The following is a 14,891-nucleotide window of genomic DNA, read 5'->3' as shown; positions in this document are numbered from 1 at the left end:
TGTGGCGAGGGGGCAACCCCCTCACCCCACATCAGGCCTGCAGGTACCGTAAAACCGACTCGCAAATCATTTCGCGATGACGCTGCTTGATGTTTTCGTCCGGCAAGTCGATCTGAAAAATCTCACCGAAGGTATGGCGGTTCGACACGCGATAGAAGCAGAACGAGCTGATCAGCAGGTGCACATCCAACGGCTCAAGTCCCGCGCGAAACACGCCTTCCTCAGCACCGCGACGCAAAATCACGCCCAGTGAATCGAGAACGGTGTTGTTCATCGCCTTGATCGCATCCGAACGTTTCACGTATTCAGCGTTGTGAATGTTCTCGATGCTGACAATCCGCACAAAGTCGACGTTGCGATCATGGTGGTCGAACGTGAATTCAACCAGCCGACGAATCGCTTCCACCGGCGCCAGTTCGGTCAGGTGCAGACGGTTTTCGGTGTTGCGGATATCGCCGTAGAGTTTCTCCAGCACCTCGACGTAGAGCTGTTCCTTACTGCCGAAGTAGTAATAGATCATGCGTTTGGAGGTGTGGATGCGCTCGGCGATCGCATCGACGCGAGCGCCGGAAAGCCCCTGCTGGACGAACTCGACAATGGCTTCTTGAAGGATGTTCTCGCGGGTCTTTTCCGGGTTGTTCTTGCGACTCTTGCGGGGCTCGGCCATGGGTTCGTCGGGCGCTGGGGAGAGTTCTGAAATTATTGTCATTGCGGGCTCACGGCCATCACTGCACAGGCTGGCGATTATGGGCCGCGCCGCACAGTGAAGGAAGCCGCGCGGCGGCGGTTTGTATCCGTGCTTACGATTTTCCTACAACTTTGCCTGACGTACGGCACCACTTCGAGACTTGGCCATGGCCGCCAGGCGCACCGCTACGTTGGCCGCACCGTAACCGACGTAGCCATTTTTGCGCTGAATGATTTCAAAGAAGAACCGCCCTTCGAACGGCTCGGTGTACACATGGAACAGCTCGCCGCCCTGTGCATCACGGTCATAAAGAACGTTGAAGTACGCCAACTCACTGAGGAACTCGTCGTCGAAATCGAACCGCGCGGCGAGGTCATCGTAGTAATTGAGCGGGATATCCAACAACGGTACACCCGCCTCTTTGGCCCGGCTGACTTCGGCAAAGATGTCGTCGCAATCAAAGGCGATGTGATGCACACCGGAGCCGCGATAACTCGACAGCGCATGTGAGATCGCGGTGTTGCGGTTTTCGGAAATGTTCAGTGGCAAGCGGATGGAACTGTCCCGGCTGCGCAGCGCCCGGCTCTTCACCAAGCCATACGGATCGGGAAGCACCACTTCATCGTCGGCCTCGAAATCCAGCAGGCTTTTATAGAACAGCACCCAACTGTCGAGGCTGTCGGCCGGCAACGCTATCGCCATGTGGTCAATGCGCTTGAGGCCGCCGCTGGCCACGGCGGAGGGTTGCAGGTTGAAGTCAGTGCCGTAGACGTCGGCATCCTGATCCACCAGATAAATCAGACTGCCATCCGGTGCGCGCACCGCGGCCAGTTCCAGTTCATTGGGGCCAACCAGCCCGCGATACGGCTGACCTTTATAGGCCACGGCCCGCGCCAGCGCACTGGCGCTGTCCTTGACCCGCACGGCGGTGGCGCACAGCGATGGGCCGTGTGACTCGAAAAAACTGTGGGCGAAGGAATAGGGTTCGGAGTTAAGGATCAAGTTGATATCGCCCTGACGCAGCAGGCTGACGCTCTTGGAGCGATGTTGCCCTGCCTTGACGAAACCCAGTCGCTCCAGCCAATGGGAGAGCTTGGCGCCAAGGCTTTCATCCACTGCGAATTCAAGAAACTCGATGCCGTTGTACTCGCTGGCCTTGGGCGTCTCGAACAGAATGTCGATAGTGGCCGGTGGCTTGGCTTCCTGCGCCAGACGTTCGCGGGTTTTCTCTTCCAGGTACAGCAACGAGCGCAAACCATCGGCGGCATTGGCCCGTGGGGGCGCGGCGCGGAAGCCGTCGTTGAAGATCTCAAGCGACAACGGCCCGGTGTAACCACTCTTGATGATTGGCGCGAGGAAACCCGGCAGATCGAATTCGCCCTGGCCCGGGAAACAGCGGAAATGCCGGCTCCATTCCAGCACGTCCATGGCCAGAATGGGTGCGTCAGCCATTTGTACGAAGAAAATCTTGTCGCCGGGAATCTCGGCGATAGCACTCGGATCACCCTTGAGCGACAGCGTGTGAAAGCTGTCCAGCAACACGCCAAGGCTCGCATGATCGGCCTGGCGAACGATGTTCCACACCTGTTGATAAGTGTTCACATGCCGGCCCCAGGCCAACGCTTCGTAGCCGATCCGCAGGCCACGAGCACCCGCGTGTTCGGCCAGCAGGCGCAAGTCGTCGATGAGGATTTGTTCATCACCGATGGAGTCGGCCGAGGCGTTGCTGCACACCAGCACCAGGTCCGTACCCAGCTCCTGCATCAGGTCGAACTTGCGCTCGGCCCGCTCCAGGTTGCGCGGCAAGCGGTCGCGGCGGCAACCTTCGAAGTCCCGGAAAGGTTGAAACAGCGTGATGGCGATCCCGAGATCGGCACACATCTGTTTAATTTCCCGTGGGCTGCCGTCGTAGTAGAGAAGGTCGTTCTCGAAAATCTCTACCCCGTCGAAACCGGCGGCGGCGATGGCTTCGAGTTTTTCCGGCAGGGTACCGCTCAAGGACACGGTGGCAATGGAACGCTGCATATTTCGACTCCCGGTGGAGGCTTCGGCTACAGGGAATTTGCGCCGCTTTTAAAAGAATGTGCGAATTATTGAGCCGGGATGTTTAATGAGCAATTCAAAGTGTACTACCCAGTTAGTTTTGCGTGCGATTATCGAACACAATGGCCATTAGCGAATTGACGATTTTTCGTCCACTGCGCAACATCAACACCACATTGGGTCTGGCCGTAAACAACAGGACCCGGTTACCAAAGACCCAGAACACCACATAAAAATTTCAAAAAACGGGTACACGCTCATGCGCTCATTCAACGCCTTGCTCCCTCGCTCCAATCCTCACACGCCCTGCCCGGCGTCCATCCGAACGTCTCGCGCCTCAGGCCGAACCGTGCCGCTCGCTGAATAAAACGTTTTCGTCACAGGACGAAACCACCTCAGCCGATCAATCCCCCGTGCACACCGCAGCCGATTGATCACGCGCCCTTGAAGTCCCGACGAGCTTCGCTTGTCAGTCATTGAACGGATGGCAAACATGTTTCCTTCTCAGAGTTCTAACTCGGCTCCGGCCCTGAGCGTCGCCACTGGCGGCATCGGCGACAAGATCCGCGGCGCCATGGCGGTCGGCAAAACCCGTTGGGGCATGCTGGCGCTGGTGTTCTTCGCCACCACCCTGAACTACATCGACCGCGCCGCCCTCGGCGTCATGCAGCCTATCCTCGCCAAGGAAATGAGCTGGACGGCGATGGACTACGCCAACATCAACTTCTGGTTCCAGGTCGGCTACGCCATCGGTTTCGTGCTGCAAGGCCGGTTGATCGATCGGGTCGGCGTCAAGCGCGTGTTCTTCTTCGCCGTGCTGCTCTGGAGCCTGGCGACCGGCGCTCATGGCCTGGCCACTTCGGCCGTTGGCTTCATGGTCTGCCGATTCATACTGGGTCTGACTGAAGCCGCCAACTACCCGGCGTGCGTGAAAACCACGCGGCTGTGGTTCCCGGCCGGCGAACGCGCCGTGGCCACCGGCATCTTCAACGCCGGGACCAACGTCGGTGCGATGTTCACCCCCATGTTGTTGCCGCTGATCCTCCACGTCTGGGGCTGGCAGGCCGCGTTCCTGTGCATGTCGTCGCTGGGCGGGATCTGGTTGGTGTTCTGGGGCTTGAAGTACTTCAACCCGGAAGATCACCCGAGCGTTAAGCAATCAGAACTGGACTACATCCAGAAAGAAGTCGAACCGGAACAATCCCGCGTGCCGTTCTCGAAAATCCTGCGCATGCGTGGCACCTGGGCCTTCGCCCTGGCCTACTCGATCACCGCGCCGGTGTTCTGGTTCTACCTCTACTGGCTGCCGCCGTTCCTCAATCAGCAATACAACCTGGGGATCAACGTGACCCAGATGGGAATCCCGCTGATCATCATCTACCTCACCGCCGATTTCGGCAGCGTCGGCGGCGGGATCCTGTCCTCGTTCCTGATCGGCCGCGGGATCAACCCGATCAAGGCTCGGCTGATGTCCATGTTCCTGTTCGCCTGCTGCATCGTCGGCGTGATCATGGCGGCGGGTTCGAGCAGTCTGTGGGTCGCGGTGTTCGCCATCTCCCTGGCCATCGGTGCGCACCAGGCCTGGACCGCGAACATCTGGAGCCTGGTGATGGACTACACGCCCAAGCACATGATGAGTACGGTGTTCGGCTTCGGTGGCATGTGTGCGGCCATCGGCGGGATGTTCATGACCCAGTTGGTCGGCCACATTCTGACAGTCACCAACAACAACTACACCGTGCTGTTCACCATGATTCCGGCGATGTACTTCATCGCGCTGATCTGGATGTACTTCATGGCACCGCGCAAGATTCCGACCGTAGCAGTCTGATGTTCCCTCGGCGCAGGCCTGATTTCAGGCCTGCGTTTTTTTATGCCCGCCGTTCGTGCATTCACGTTTTTTTCTCGATTCCACAGAGGTCAACCCATGTCGCTAGGTCACCTGAGCATCGCCAAACGCGCCGTGATCAGCTTCGGGGTCATTGCCCTGCTGGTCTTGTTGCAGGGATTGTTCGCCCTCAAACAGGTCGCCGAAGTGCGCGCCACCGGCCAGCACACTGAAAATATCTCCCTGCCCAGCACCCGCTACCTGGGTGAAATCCGCGATTACGTGCTGAGTATTCGCGTGCTCAGCCTGCGCATGGCGCTCAACCGCGAGCCCAAGGTGCTCGACGCTACCCTCGCTCGTCTGCACCAGGTGCAAGGGTGGCTTGAGCAGAGCCTGGACAAATTCACGCCTTTGGTCGGCGACTACAACCGGGGGCCGTACGAAAAATTCGTCGCCACTGTCACCCTTTACCGCCAGGCGCTGGCGCAATACGAAACGCTGTCGCGGGAAAACCGCAGCGAAGAAATGACGGCGTTGCTCAATGGTAAAATCCAGGAGTACTCGACCCAGACCGGTGACCAGTTCGCCGAACTGATGGCCCTCACCGCCAACGAAGTCAGCCAGTCGGCCCAGCAGGCCGACTCACTCTACAGCCAGGTTAAAACCACCGTGATCGGGGCCCTTATTGCTGTCTCGGTCCTGACCATGTGCCTGGCCTGGTTGTTGATTCGCAGCATCGTCGTGCCGATCCGCCAGGCGGTGAAGGTGGCCGAGCAAGTCGCCGCCGGAGACCTGAGCACACCGATCCAGAGCCACGGCGCCGATGAAACAGCGCGTTTGCTCAACGCCTTGTCGGTCATGCAAACCAGCCTGCGCGAAACCCTGCAATTGATCAGCGCCACGTCGACCCAACTGGCCGCAGCCGCCGGGCAGATGAACCAGAGCACTCAGCAGGATTCCAGTCGCCTGCAGCAGCAACACAATGAAATCGAGCAAGCCGCCACGGCAGTCAATGAGATGACTGTCGCGGTGGAAGAAGTCGCACGCAATGCTGTGTCGACCTCCGACAGCACGCGCCAGTCCACACAGCAAGCGAGCGAGGGTCAGGCGCGGGTGATCGAAACACTGGATTCGATTCAGGCGATGAGCGCCGATGCCGGCATCGCATTGCAGCAGGTTCAGACCCTGGCCGAACAATCCCGGGAAATCGGCAAGGTGCTGGACGTGATCCGCTCCATCGCCGAACAGACCAACCTGTTGGCACTCAATGCCGCTATTGAAGCTGCCCGTGCCGGTGAAGCCGGGCGCGGTTTTGCGGTGGTCGCCGATGAAGTCCGGGCACTGGCCCATCGTACCCAGCAATCGACCCGGGAAATCGAACAGATGATCGGCCGGGTTCAGGGCGATACCGACAGCGTGGTGCTGTCGATGCACGGCAACAGTCAGCGCGTGGCCCAAACCCTGTCGATTGCCGAACAGGCGGGCCTGGCACTGGGGCAAATTACCCAAGCGATGGAGCTGATCCATGAACGGAATCTGGTCATCGCCAGCGCCTCGGAAGAACAGGCGCAGGTGGCCCGGGAGGTGGATCGCAACCTGCTGAACATTCGCGACCTGTCGCTTGAAAGCGCCGACGCCTCGACCCGGACTCGCGCCACCAGCGAGGTGTTATCGCAACTGGCGGCAGGCCTGCAAAACCTGGTCGTGCGCTTCAGGTTCTGACCGGCATCACCGACGACTCTGCTGCCACGCAGCCGCCAACCCGCTGCAGCAAATCACCGCGATCCCGACCACCGTGGTCAGCGTCGGCGTGTGAGAAAACAGCAACCAGCCCAGCAAACCGGCAAAGACAATCTGGCAATAACCGAACGGCGCCAACAGCGCCGGAGCGGCGTGACGGAAGGCTTGCGTCAGAAACAGGTGCGCCGTCATCCCGCAGGCGCCCAGCGCCACCATCATAAATCCATGCCCCAGGCTGGGTACTTGCCAGAAGAATGGCACCAGCGCGCTCATCACCAGCGTGTTACACAGCCCGGCGAAGAAGTTGCTGGTGGTCGGGCTGTCGATGTTGCTGAGCTTGCGGGTGAGCAACTGATAGAAGCAGAAAAACAGCGCCGAGCAGAGCGGCAGCAACACCGCAGGGGTAAAGAGTTCCCCGCCGGGATGGACGATGATCAATACGCCGATGAATCCGCACATCACCGCAATCCACTGGCCACGAGTGACGTGTTCACCCAGCAGTGGCACCGACAGCGCCGTCACCAAAACCGGCGCAAGGAAGTTGACCGCCGTGGCTTCGGCCAATGGGATGTACTGTAAGCCGGAGGTGAAAAACAGACTGGTGCCCAGCAGGCACAACGCCCGCAACAGCTGAAGTAACGGCCGTTTGGTTCGTAGGACACCCAGCCCGGATTGCGGCAGGAAAATCCCGGCCATCAGTAAGGTGTGAACCAGATAACGGGCCCAGACCACCATGACGATCGGGTAGAACCCTGAGAGGTATTTCGAAAAGGCGTCGTGACTGGAAAACAGGAAGGTTGCAACGACAATCAGCAGAATCCCTTTAAAGGGTTGGTTTACGCCGGAGAGCGGAGTGCTGACGGTCATTCGGTATCCCTTGTGTTGTGCATCAACTATTTAAAAGCGCCCTTACAGCCCCGCTAACAATTCACGGGTTTTACTCAACGCCATCCGTGCCCGCTGCAACCCGCTCACACCCTGCTCAAGCAACTTCACGGTGGGGATCTCCAGGCTCAACGGAATATCAGCCGGTAAACATTGCAACAACCCCGCCAGATCACAATCGCCATCGCCCGGAAAACGCCGTTCGTTACGGGCCTGGCGCAAAATCTCCGCCATGTCCGTCGGTCGCGGCCCCGCAACGTCACACAACTGTGCATACCGTAACCGTGACGGCGCAACCCTGGCCAGATCTTCCAGCCGCGAAGCCGAACGGTCGAAATGAAAGGCATCCACCAACACCGCGCCGTTTTCACGCCCTGCGTTGTCGACGATGCGCACAGCCTGTTCGAGATTGCGCGCATCAGTCCACGGCATGAACTCCAGATGAGGATGAAGCTCGTAAGGTGCTGCCAGATCACAGAGCCGAGCGAAGTTATCGGTGAGCCGCTGCTCGTCAGAATCGTTACCGGCCACCAGTAATTCACTGGCACCGAATTCGGCACCGACCGCCAGAATTTTCTCGAAGTCGGCGACGACGGTATCCGGTTTAAGACGCAGGATTTCGACATCCAATACACGAATGCCGGTATCGCGCAGTCGCGCCAAAGTCCTGCGCCGTAACCCGACATCGGCGACCAGCGCAAAGTGGTGTTCTTCAGGCGTCGCAGGCTCCAAACGTAATCCGACATGACTGTAACCGGCCCGTGCCGCCACTTCGACCATCTCGGGCGGTGACAATTCCAGCACCGTCAGGCTGGCCAGGGAAAAGATCCGTTCGTTCATGTGCAGGGTCATCCTTCGATCAAGGTCGGTGCGCAGGCACGGCCGGTTTCGGCGGCCTCGCGAATGGCTTCAATCAGCGCCAACGTGCGGGCGGCATCGGCGACGCTCACCAACGGTTCGACTTCCCGACGCGCCACGCGCACAAAATGCTGCAACTGCAAACGTAACGCTTCATCGGCGCTGAAGCTTTCCTGCACCGCCAGCAACGGTCGATACCATCCCCCATCGGTGTCGGCGTAGTGCCAACGCTTAAGCTGCGGAATGCTCAACGCACCGCCCGTCCCGGCCAGCAGATAACACGGCTGATCGGCCTGACGCGGATACACCGGGTTCTCCCCGGAATCCAGCTCCCAGCTCCAGGGCGCCGCGACCGCATCGGAACCGGTCAGACTACCCAGCGCGCCGCTGTCGAATTGCAGCAATACCGCCGCGCAATCTTCGTTGGCAAACCCGCGCACCGCGTTGCTGGTGATCGCCTGGACCTGCCGCACTTCGCCACACAAATGCCGGAGCAGATCGAGGTCGTGAATCAGGTTGGTCAGCAACATTCCCGCGCCGGCCTCACGGCGCCAGGGCGTCTCGAAATAGCTGTCGGGTTTGCGCAACTGCCAGAGTGCAGTCACCGTCGTCAGCCGGCCCAACGCGCCGCTTTGCACCAGTTCATGGGCGCGGACAATCAGCGGGTTGTGCCGGCGATGATGACCGACCAGCACGGGAACGCCCGTGGCTTTCGACGCGGCGACCAGCTCACGGACTTCATCCATGTGCACACCCACCGGTTTTTCCAGCAGGACTGGCACACCGACAGCGAGGCAATCGAGGGCGGTGCTGACGTGCAGCGTGTTCGGGTTGGCGACGATCACTGCGTCCGGCTTCACTTGCTCCAGCATCTGACAATGATCGGCGAAATACGCCACGCCCCACTCCGCCGCGAGGCCCGCTGCTTGCGGGCCCGGATCGGCCACGGCGCACAAGGTCGCTTCCACCAGGGATTGCAGATGCTGGTAATGCTGCCGGCCCATGTTGCCAGCACCGATCAAGGCAATACGAAGGGGGGAGTTCATCGTGCGGTCCTCTTGTGATTATTGTTGGAAGGGTGAATTCCAATAATTTAGAACCTGGTTCCAGATTCTTACACAAGCAAACCGAAAAAGTGTGCGAACAACGCACAGCTTCTGTAGGAGCAATCAGATGAACAACTCCGACGCCAGACTGGCCGCCGACAGCTCCTCGGTAAATTTCAACAACAGCGGCGCCAACTCATGCAGCCGCGCGCCCGGCATCCGCGCGCTGGGCCCGGCGATGCTCAGCACACCGATGACTCGACCGTCACTCGGATGTCGCACGACCGCAGCAATCGCCGAGGTGCCCACTGCCGAACTCTCCTCGACCCAGGCATAACCCTGCTCCCGCGCCATACGCAGGCGCTCCAGCAATTCGATGTTGGAACGCGGTGCATTCGGCCCAAGGTCCTTCGGCCGCTCGCCCCCCTGCCGCTCTACCAGGGATAGCGCCTCGGCATCGCTCATACAGGCCAGCCACGCATGCCCCGACGCGGTGTAAAACAAGGGTGCATCACGGCCCATGTCCGGGTCGTAACGCAAGCCGGAACGGGCGCCCTGGGATTTGGCGATCCAGATCTGCCGCTCACCTTCGATCACCCCAAGACGCACCAGCTCGCCGGTTTCCTGGGCGAGGCGATCAAGCACCGGCTGCACAATGTCTGCGCCACTGCCCGACAAATAGCGGAAACCCATGGCCACCAGTTTGGTCGACAGGTGATACCGCAGGTTATCCGGATTCTGCCGCACATAACCCAGCCGAATCAGCTCGGCGAGCAACCGGTGGGTCGCGCTTTTGGGGATATCCAGTTGCTCTGCCAGCGTCTGCATCGGCACGCCACGAGGGTCACTGGTGAGGTTTTCAAGCACGCTGAAAACACGTTCGATCTGACTGCCGGCCATGGGAGGTTCCACACAAAATTTGTCCGATTCTAGAAGACAACCGACCGAATGCGAAATCTGGAACTCACTGTCCGATAACCGCCCGTTTTACCGGATGAAAAGTTGCCGAGTTCGATTACGCTCCTATATTTTCTGGAATCAAATTCTAAAAAATACAAACCGCTGGAGCTTCAGACGATGCCTGCCGACCCCAATAATCTCCCGGATATCGATTGCGACGTGCTGATCGTCGGCTCCGGTGCGGCCGGACTATCGGCTGCAGTGACCGCGGCGTGGCACGGTTTGAAAGTCATCGTGGTCGAAAAAGATCCGGTGTTTGGCGGCGCCACGGCGTGGTCCGGTGGCTGGGCCTGGGTGCCGTGCAATCCCCTGGCGCGACGCGCCGGTATTGTCGAAGACATCGAGCAACCCCGCACTTACCTGAAACATGAACTGGGCGAGCGCTACGAGCCGGCCATGATCGATGCTTTCCTCGAAGCCGGCCCGCGGATGGTGGCGTTCTTCGAGCAGCACACCTCACTGCAATTTGCCGACGGCAACGCCATCGCCGACATTCATGGCGATACACCGGGCGCCGGCACGGGAGGACGTTCGGTGATCGCGGCACCTTATGACGGACGAAAAGTCGGCAAGCTGCTCAAGCGTCTTCGCAAAACCCTGCGGGAAACGTCGTTCATGGGCATGCCCATCATGGCAGGTGCGGACCTCTCGGCATTTCTCAACCTGACGCGCTCGCCGTCGGCCGCCTGGCACGTGACCCGACGCTTTACGCGGCATCTGCTCGACCTCGCCGTTCATGGTCGGGCGATGCAGTTGGTCAACGGTGTGGCGCTGGTGGCTCGGCTGGCAAAATCCGCCGAAGACCTCGGCGTATTGCTCTGGGAGTCGGCGCCCGTTACCGAGCTGCTGCGCGATGGCGATCAGGTTCGAGGCGCGGTGATCAGCACCGCCAAAGGCAAGGTCCGCATCCATGCGCGCAAGGCCGTGGTGCTGGCGGCCGGCGGTTTTGCCAATGACATTGAGCGGCGCAAGGCATTGTTTCCCCGTACGCCAACCGGGCATGAACACCTGGCGTTGCCCCCTCTCGGCGTCTGCGGCGATGGCCTGCGACTGGGCGAAAGTGCAGGTGCGCGGGTAAATACCAATCTGGCGTCGCCCGTGGCCTGGGCACCGGTTTCGCAAGTGCCGCACAAGGACGGCAGCATCGGCCACTTCCCGCACATCATCGAGCGCGGCAAACCAGGGATCATCGGCGTGTTGAGCAACGGCCAGCGCTTCGTCAACGAAGCCAACGGCTACTACGACTATGTGACCGCCATGGTCGCCGCCGCCCCGAAGGGCGAAGCAGTCGCCTCCTGGCTGGTCTGCACCCATGGTTTTCAGCGGCGTTATGGCCTGGGTATCTCTCGGCCGTTTCCGGTACCGCTGTCGTCCTTTATCCGCAGCGGCTATCTGAAAACCGGCAACACGATCGAGGCATTGGCCGAGGCCTGCGGCATTGATCCGAATGGTTTGCGCAGCACTGTGTCCGAATACAACCGGCACGCGCGCACCGGTGAGGACCCACTGTTCGGTCGTGGTTCGACGCCTTACAACCGCAAACAGGGTGATGCGTTGCAGCAACCCAACCCTTGCGTCGCACCGATCGAACAAGGTCCGTTCTATGCCGTGAAAGTCCAGCCCGGCTGCTTCGGCACCTTCGCCGGCCTCAAGGTCAATGAACACGCTCAGGTTCTCGGCGAATCGAATAACGTCATCGCCGGGCTGTATGCAGCGGGCGGCGACATGGCCAGCATCATGGGCGGGCACTACCCCGCCGGCGGCATCAATCTTGGCCCGGCGCTGACCTTCGGCTACATCGCCGCGCGACATATCGCAGGTATTACCGCTTACGAACAGGAGATCGACCATGCAGCGCATCGTTAACGCACAGGGTTTGAACATGCCCAAACTCGGCCTCGGCACCTGGCCGATGCTCGGCGAGGAATGCACACGCGCCGTGGAACAGGCCTTGGCAGTGGGTTATCGGCACATCGACACCGCAGCGGCCTACAACAACGAAGACGCCGTCGGCCAAGCGCTGGTGAACAGTCCCACCCCTCGCAATCACATCCACGTCACCACCAAAGTCTGGTGGGATCAGCTTCAACCCGACGCCATGCGCCATTCCATGGACCGCAGCCTCAAGGCCTTGCGCAGCGATTACGTTGACCTGTTCATGATCCACTGGCCGACCACCGACTGGGACCTGTCGCGCACGATCGAGACCCTGGTGTCGTTCAAGGAACAAGGACTGGCGCGCAACATCGGTGTGGCGAATTTTCCACTGCCGTTGTTGCGCAAAGTCGTCGAGGAACTGGGTACGCCGCTGTCAGCCATCCAGGTCGAGTACCACGTACTGCTCGGACAAAACGCTCTGCTGGACTACGCCCGTCAACATGACCTGGCGCTGACCGCCTACACGCCACTGGCCCGCAACAAGGTCTCGGACATCCCGCACATTCAGCAAATCGCCGCCAAACACGGAGTCCTGCCCACGCAGGTGGCACTCAAGTGGCTGCTGGATCAACCGAACGTGGCCGCCATTCCAAAAGCCAGTAGCAAGGCTAATCAACTGGCCAACCTGGCAGCGCTCGACGTGAATCTGGATGACGAAGACCGAGCGCTGATTGCCGGTTTGTCCAAGCGCGAACGTCAGGTCAATCCGGACTTTGCGCCGGTGTGGGATGCGTTCGACCAGTAATCCCGCCGACGCAGGCGGTCGCCTGCTCGATAAAAACCCATCACCTGAAGGAATTAGATGGGTTGTCCGTGTTCAATACGAGTCTGGAGTATTCCCGGCAACCCATCACAGGTTGCCGGGAAGGCTCCTGCGCGCAACAAAAGATGGACGACCGGACTGGCGCCGCTCCCACTCAGCAGCAACACTCATCCCCACGGACAATCAGAGGATTCCCACATGCTATGGAAAAAAGGCCGACGCAGCGACAACGTGGTCGATGCCCGTGGAGATGATGTCGGCAGTGGTGGTGGCGGGATGCGCTTCGGTGGCGGCAAGGGCCTGAGCCTGACGGCGATTATATTGATCGTCGGGATCGGCTGGATCACCGGCCAGGACCCGATGCAAATCCTCGGGCAACTGACCGGACAGGTGAGCGAGCAATCGGCACCCGCACCGACCGAAACCCGCAAGACCCCGCCGGCCAATGATGAAGGGGCCGAGTTCGTGCGCTCGATCCTCGGCGATACCGAAGACACCTGGGGTCAGATTTTCCAGCAGGCGGGCCGTCAATATAAGGAACCGACCCTGGTGCTGTTCAGTAGCCGCGTCAATTCGGCCTGTGGCCTGGCAACATCGGCGACCGGCCCTTTCTATTGCCCGGCGGACCAGAAGGTCTACCTGGACATGAGTTTCTTCCAGGAAATGTCCCAACGCTTTTCAGCTGCTGGCGACTTCGCTCAGGCCTACGTGATCGCTCACGAAATCGGACACCATGTGCAGACCTTGCTCGGTGTCTCGGCGAAAATTCAGACGGCCCGCCAACAGGGCCGGCAGATGGAAGGCGACGGCGGTTTGCTGGTACGCCAGGAACTTCAAGCCGATTGCCTGGCCGGGGTCTGGGCCAATAATGCGCAGAAACGTCTGAACTGGCTGGAACCCGGTGACATCGAAGAAGCCTTGAACGCCGCCAACGCCATCGGCGATGACCGTTTGCAGCAGCAAGGCCAGGGGCGCGTGGTCCCGGACTCGTTTACGCATGGTACGTCGGCGCAAAGGGTGCGCTGGTTCAAAACCGGATTCGCGCAAGGCCAGGTCGGCCAGTGCGATACCTTTGCAGCGAAAAACCTATAAATGAATAAGTGGCTGTTAGCTCTACTGATCACCTGCGCAAGCGCCCAGGCTGCCGAGCATGCGGTCAAGGAGGTCAGCCCCGGACGCTTGCTGTTGACTTCAGGTGAAATCGCGGTGGGCATCGGCCCGGCGCCGAAGAAAATCGAACGCGTGCTGATCATCATCCATGGTCGATTGCGCAATGCCGATACCTATCGCCAGAGCGCCGAGCGCGCGGCCGAACAGGCCGGGCAAAGCGCGAGCACCTTGGTGCTCGCCCCGCAATTTCTCAATGAAACCGACATCGCGGCCCATCCCGTGGCTGACAGCGTATTACGCTGGCAGGGCAATGACTGGATGGCGGGTGACTTATCCACCGCTCCGTTTTCCCTGAGTTCCTACGCTGCGCTCGACGAAATCATCGCCCGAATCGGCGATCGCCGACAGTTTCCGGACGTGAAGCAAATCGTCATCGCCGGTCACTCCGGTGGCGCTCAGGTGGTGCAGCGATACGCGTTGCTGGGCCACGATCAGCCAGCGCTCAAGGCGGCCGACATACAGGTGCGTTACGTCATTGCCAACCCGTCTTCTTACGCGTACTTCGATGAACGACGGCCAGTGGCGTTCAGCCACGCCGGTTGCCCAAATTTCAATCGCTGGAAGTACGGGCTGACGGATTTACCCGCCTATGCCCAAGGGCAATCAGCCAAGCAGTTGGAGGAAAACTACGTCAAACGCGATGTCGTTTATCTACTCGGGCAGCAGGACATCGACCCGAAGCAGCCCGCGCTGGATAAAAGCTGTGAGGCCCAAGCTCAGGGAGCCAATCGATTGGTTCGCGGGCGCAATTATTTTGCTTCTCTGAAACGGCTGCATCCTCAAGGATTGAGTCAGCAACTGATCGAAGTGCCTGGGGTCGGGCATGATGGGGATGGGATGTTTAACTCGCCTGAGGGGCAGAAAGCGTTGTTCAGTCAGTGAGTTTTTGTGGTGGCTGGCAGGGCCCCTTCGCGAGCAGGCTCGCTCCCACAGGAGACCGCATTCCACTGTGGGAGCGAGCCTGCTCGCGAA

The 14,891-nt window shown here is 60.0% G+C and carries 12 protein-coding genes; 6 read left to right on the top strand and 6 right to left on the bottom strand.

The window, feature by feature from the left end; genetic code table 11:
* Positions 1–31: 31 nt before the first annotated feature.
* Together ACYZT5_RS28695 and quiC are read right to left on the bottom strand one after the other, a co-directional pair.
* Entirely contained in the window at positions 32–709 is a 678-nt protein-coding gene (locus ACYZT5_RS28695) for a TetR/AcrR family transcriptional regulator (protein ID WP_462048377.1), read from the bottom strand.
* Positions 710–811: 102 nt separating this feature from the next.
* Positions 812–2,713: a 3-dehydroshikimate dehydratase QuiC gene (quiC, locus tag ACYZT5_RS28690; protein ID WP_462048376.1), complete on the bottom strand. Its 1,902-nt coding sequence runs from the start codon at positions 2,711–2,713 to the stop codon at positions 812–814.
* Positions 2,714–3,224: 511 nt separating this feature from the next.
* On the opposite strand from quiC, the gene ACYZT5_RS28685 reads away from it, so the two are divergent.
* Positions 3,225–4,562: an MFS transporter gene (locus ACYZT5_RS28685; protein ID WP_462048375.1), complete on the top strand. Its 1,338-nt coding sequence runs from the start codon at positions 3,225–3,227 to the stop codon at positions 4,560–4,562.
* Between the two features lie 96 nt (positions 4,563–4,658).
* A complete protein-coding gene (locus ACYZT5_RS28680) occupies positions 4,659–6,281 on the top strand; it encodes a methyl-accepting chemotaxis protein (RefSeq protein ID WP_462048374.1) in 1,623 nt (540 codons plus the stop codon).
* Positions 6,282–6,287: 6 nt separating this feature from the next.
* Here ACYZT5_RS28680 and ACYZT5_RS28675 read toward each other — a convergent pair whose 3' ends face one another.
* The 4 genes from ACYZT5_RS28675 to ACYZT5_RS28660 all read right to left on the bottom strand — a co-directional run bounded on the left by ACYZT5_RS28675 (position 6,288) and on the right by ACYZT5_RS28660 (position 9,988).
* A complete protein-coding gene (locus ACYZT5_RS28675) occupies positions 6,288–7,166 on the bottom strand; it encodes a DMT family transporter (RefSeq protein ID WP_462048373.1) in 879 nt (292 codons plus the stop codon).
* A 42-nt stretch (positions 7,167–7,208) separates the two neighbouring features.
* Complete coding sequence (locus ACYZT5_RS28670) at positions 7,209–8,024, bottom strand: sugar phosphate isomerase/epimerase family protein (protein ID WP_462048372.1); 816 nt, start codon at positions 8,022–8,024, stop codon at positions 7,209–7,211.
* Positions 8,025–8,032: 8 nt separating this feature from the next.
* Entirely contained in the window at positions 8,033–9,088 is a 1,056-nt protein-coding gene (locus tag ACYZT5_RS28665; protein WP_462048371.1) for a Gfo/Idh/MocA family protein, read from the bottom strand.
* Positions 9,089–9,211: 123 nt separating this feature from the next.
* A complete protein-coding gene (locus ACYZT5_RS28660) occupies positions 9,212–9,988 on the bottom strand; it encodes an IclR family transcriptional regulator (protein ID WP_462048370.1) in 777 nt (258 codons plus the stop codon).
* A gap of 177 nt (positions 9,989–10,165) precedes the next feature.
* On the opposite strand from ACYZT5_RS28660, the gene ACYZT5_RS28655 reads away from it, so the two are divergent.
* From ACYZT5_RS28655 to ACYZT5_RS28640, 4 genes are all read left to right on the top strand, one after another.
* Positions 10,166–11,914: an FAD-dependent oxidoreductase gene (locus tag ACYZT5_RS28655; protein WP_462048369.1), complete on the top strand. Its 1,749-nt coding sequence runs from the start codon at positions 10,166–10,168 to the stop codon at positions 11,912–11,914.
* On the top strand, positions 11,898–12,731 hold the full coding sequence (locus ACYZT5_RS28650; protein ID WP_462048368.1) for an aldo/keto reductase: 834 nt from the start codon (positions 11,898–11,900) through the stop codon (positions 12,729–12,731). The genes ACYZT5_RS28655 and ACYZT5_RS28650 overlap by 17 nt, the downstream gene beginning before the upstream one ends.
* 216 nt (positions 12,732–12,947) lie before the next feature.
* Positions 12,948–13,841: a KPN_02809 family neutral zinc metallopeptidase gene (gene ypfJ / locus ACYZT5_RS28645; protein ID WP_462048367.1), complete on the top strand. Its 894-nt coding sequence runs from the start codon at positions 12,948–12,950 to the stop codon at positions 13,839–13,841.
* Positions 13,842–14,801, top strand: a complete 960-nt coding sequence (locus ACYZT5_RS28640; protein ID WP_462048366.1) for an alpha/beta hydrolase — start codon at positions 13,842–13,844, stop codon at positions 14,799–14,801.
* Positions 14,802–14,891: the final 90 nt, after the last annotated feature.

This window comes from Pseudomonas sp. LB3P14 (assembly GCF_054898045.1).
The sequence above is the reverse complement of the archived record's forward strand: the minus strand, read 5'-3'. Positions and strand labels throughout refer to the sequence as shown.

Bases quoted from the DNA above. Each gene is read 5' to 3' on its own strand.
- ACYZT5_RS28675 (WP_462048373.1), bottom strand. From the start codon at position 7,166: ATGACCGTCAGCACTCCGCTCTCCGGCGTAAACCAACCCTTTAAAGGG.
- ACYZT5_RS28655 (WP_462048369.1), top strand. From the start codon at position 10,166: ATGCCTGCCGACCCCAATAATCTCCCGGATATCGATTGCGACGTGCTG.
- ACYZT5_RS28685 (WP_462048375.1), top strand. From the start codon at position 3,225: ATGTTTCCTTCTCAGAGTTCTAACTCGGCTCCGGCCCTGAGCGTCGCC.
- ACYZT5_RS28680 (WP_462048374.1), top strand. From the start codon at position 4,659: ATGTCGCTAGGTCACCTGAGCATCGCCAAACGCGCCGTGATCAGCTTC.
- ACYZT5_RS28660 (WP_462048370.1), bottom strand. From the start codon at position 9,988: ATGGCCGGCAGTCAGATCGAACGTGTTTTCAGCGTGCTTGAAAACCTC.
- ACYZT5_RS28650 (WP_462048368.1), top strand. From the start codon at position 11,898: ATGCAGCGCATCGTTAACGCACAGGGTTTGAACATGCCCAAACTCGGC.
- ACYZT5_RS28695 (WP_462048377.1), bottom strand. From the start codon at position 709: ATGACAATAATTTCAGAACTCTCCCCAGCGCCCGACGAACCCATGGCC.
- quiC (WP_462048376.1), bottom strand. From the start codon at position 2,713: ATGCAGCGTTCCATTGCCACCGTGTCCTTGAGCGGTACCCTGCCGGAA.
- ypfJ (WP_462048367.1), top strand. From the start codon at position 12,948: ATGCTATGGAAAAAAGGCCGACGCAGCGACAACGTGGTCGATGCCCGT.
- ACYZT5_RS28670 (WP_462048372.1), bottom strand. From the start codon at position 8,024: ATGAACGAACGGATCTTTTCCCTGGCCAGCCTGACGGTGCTGGAATTG.
- ACYZT5_RS28640 (WP_462048366.1), top strand. From the start codon at position 13,842: ATGAATAAGTGGCTGTTAGCTCTACTGATCACCTGCGCAAGCGCCCAG.
- ACYZT5_RS28665 (WP_462048371.1), bottom strand. From the start codon at position 9,088: ATGAACTCCCCCCTTCGTATTGCCTTGATCGGTGCTGGCAACATGGGC.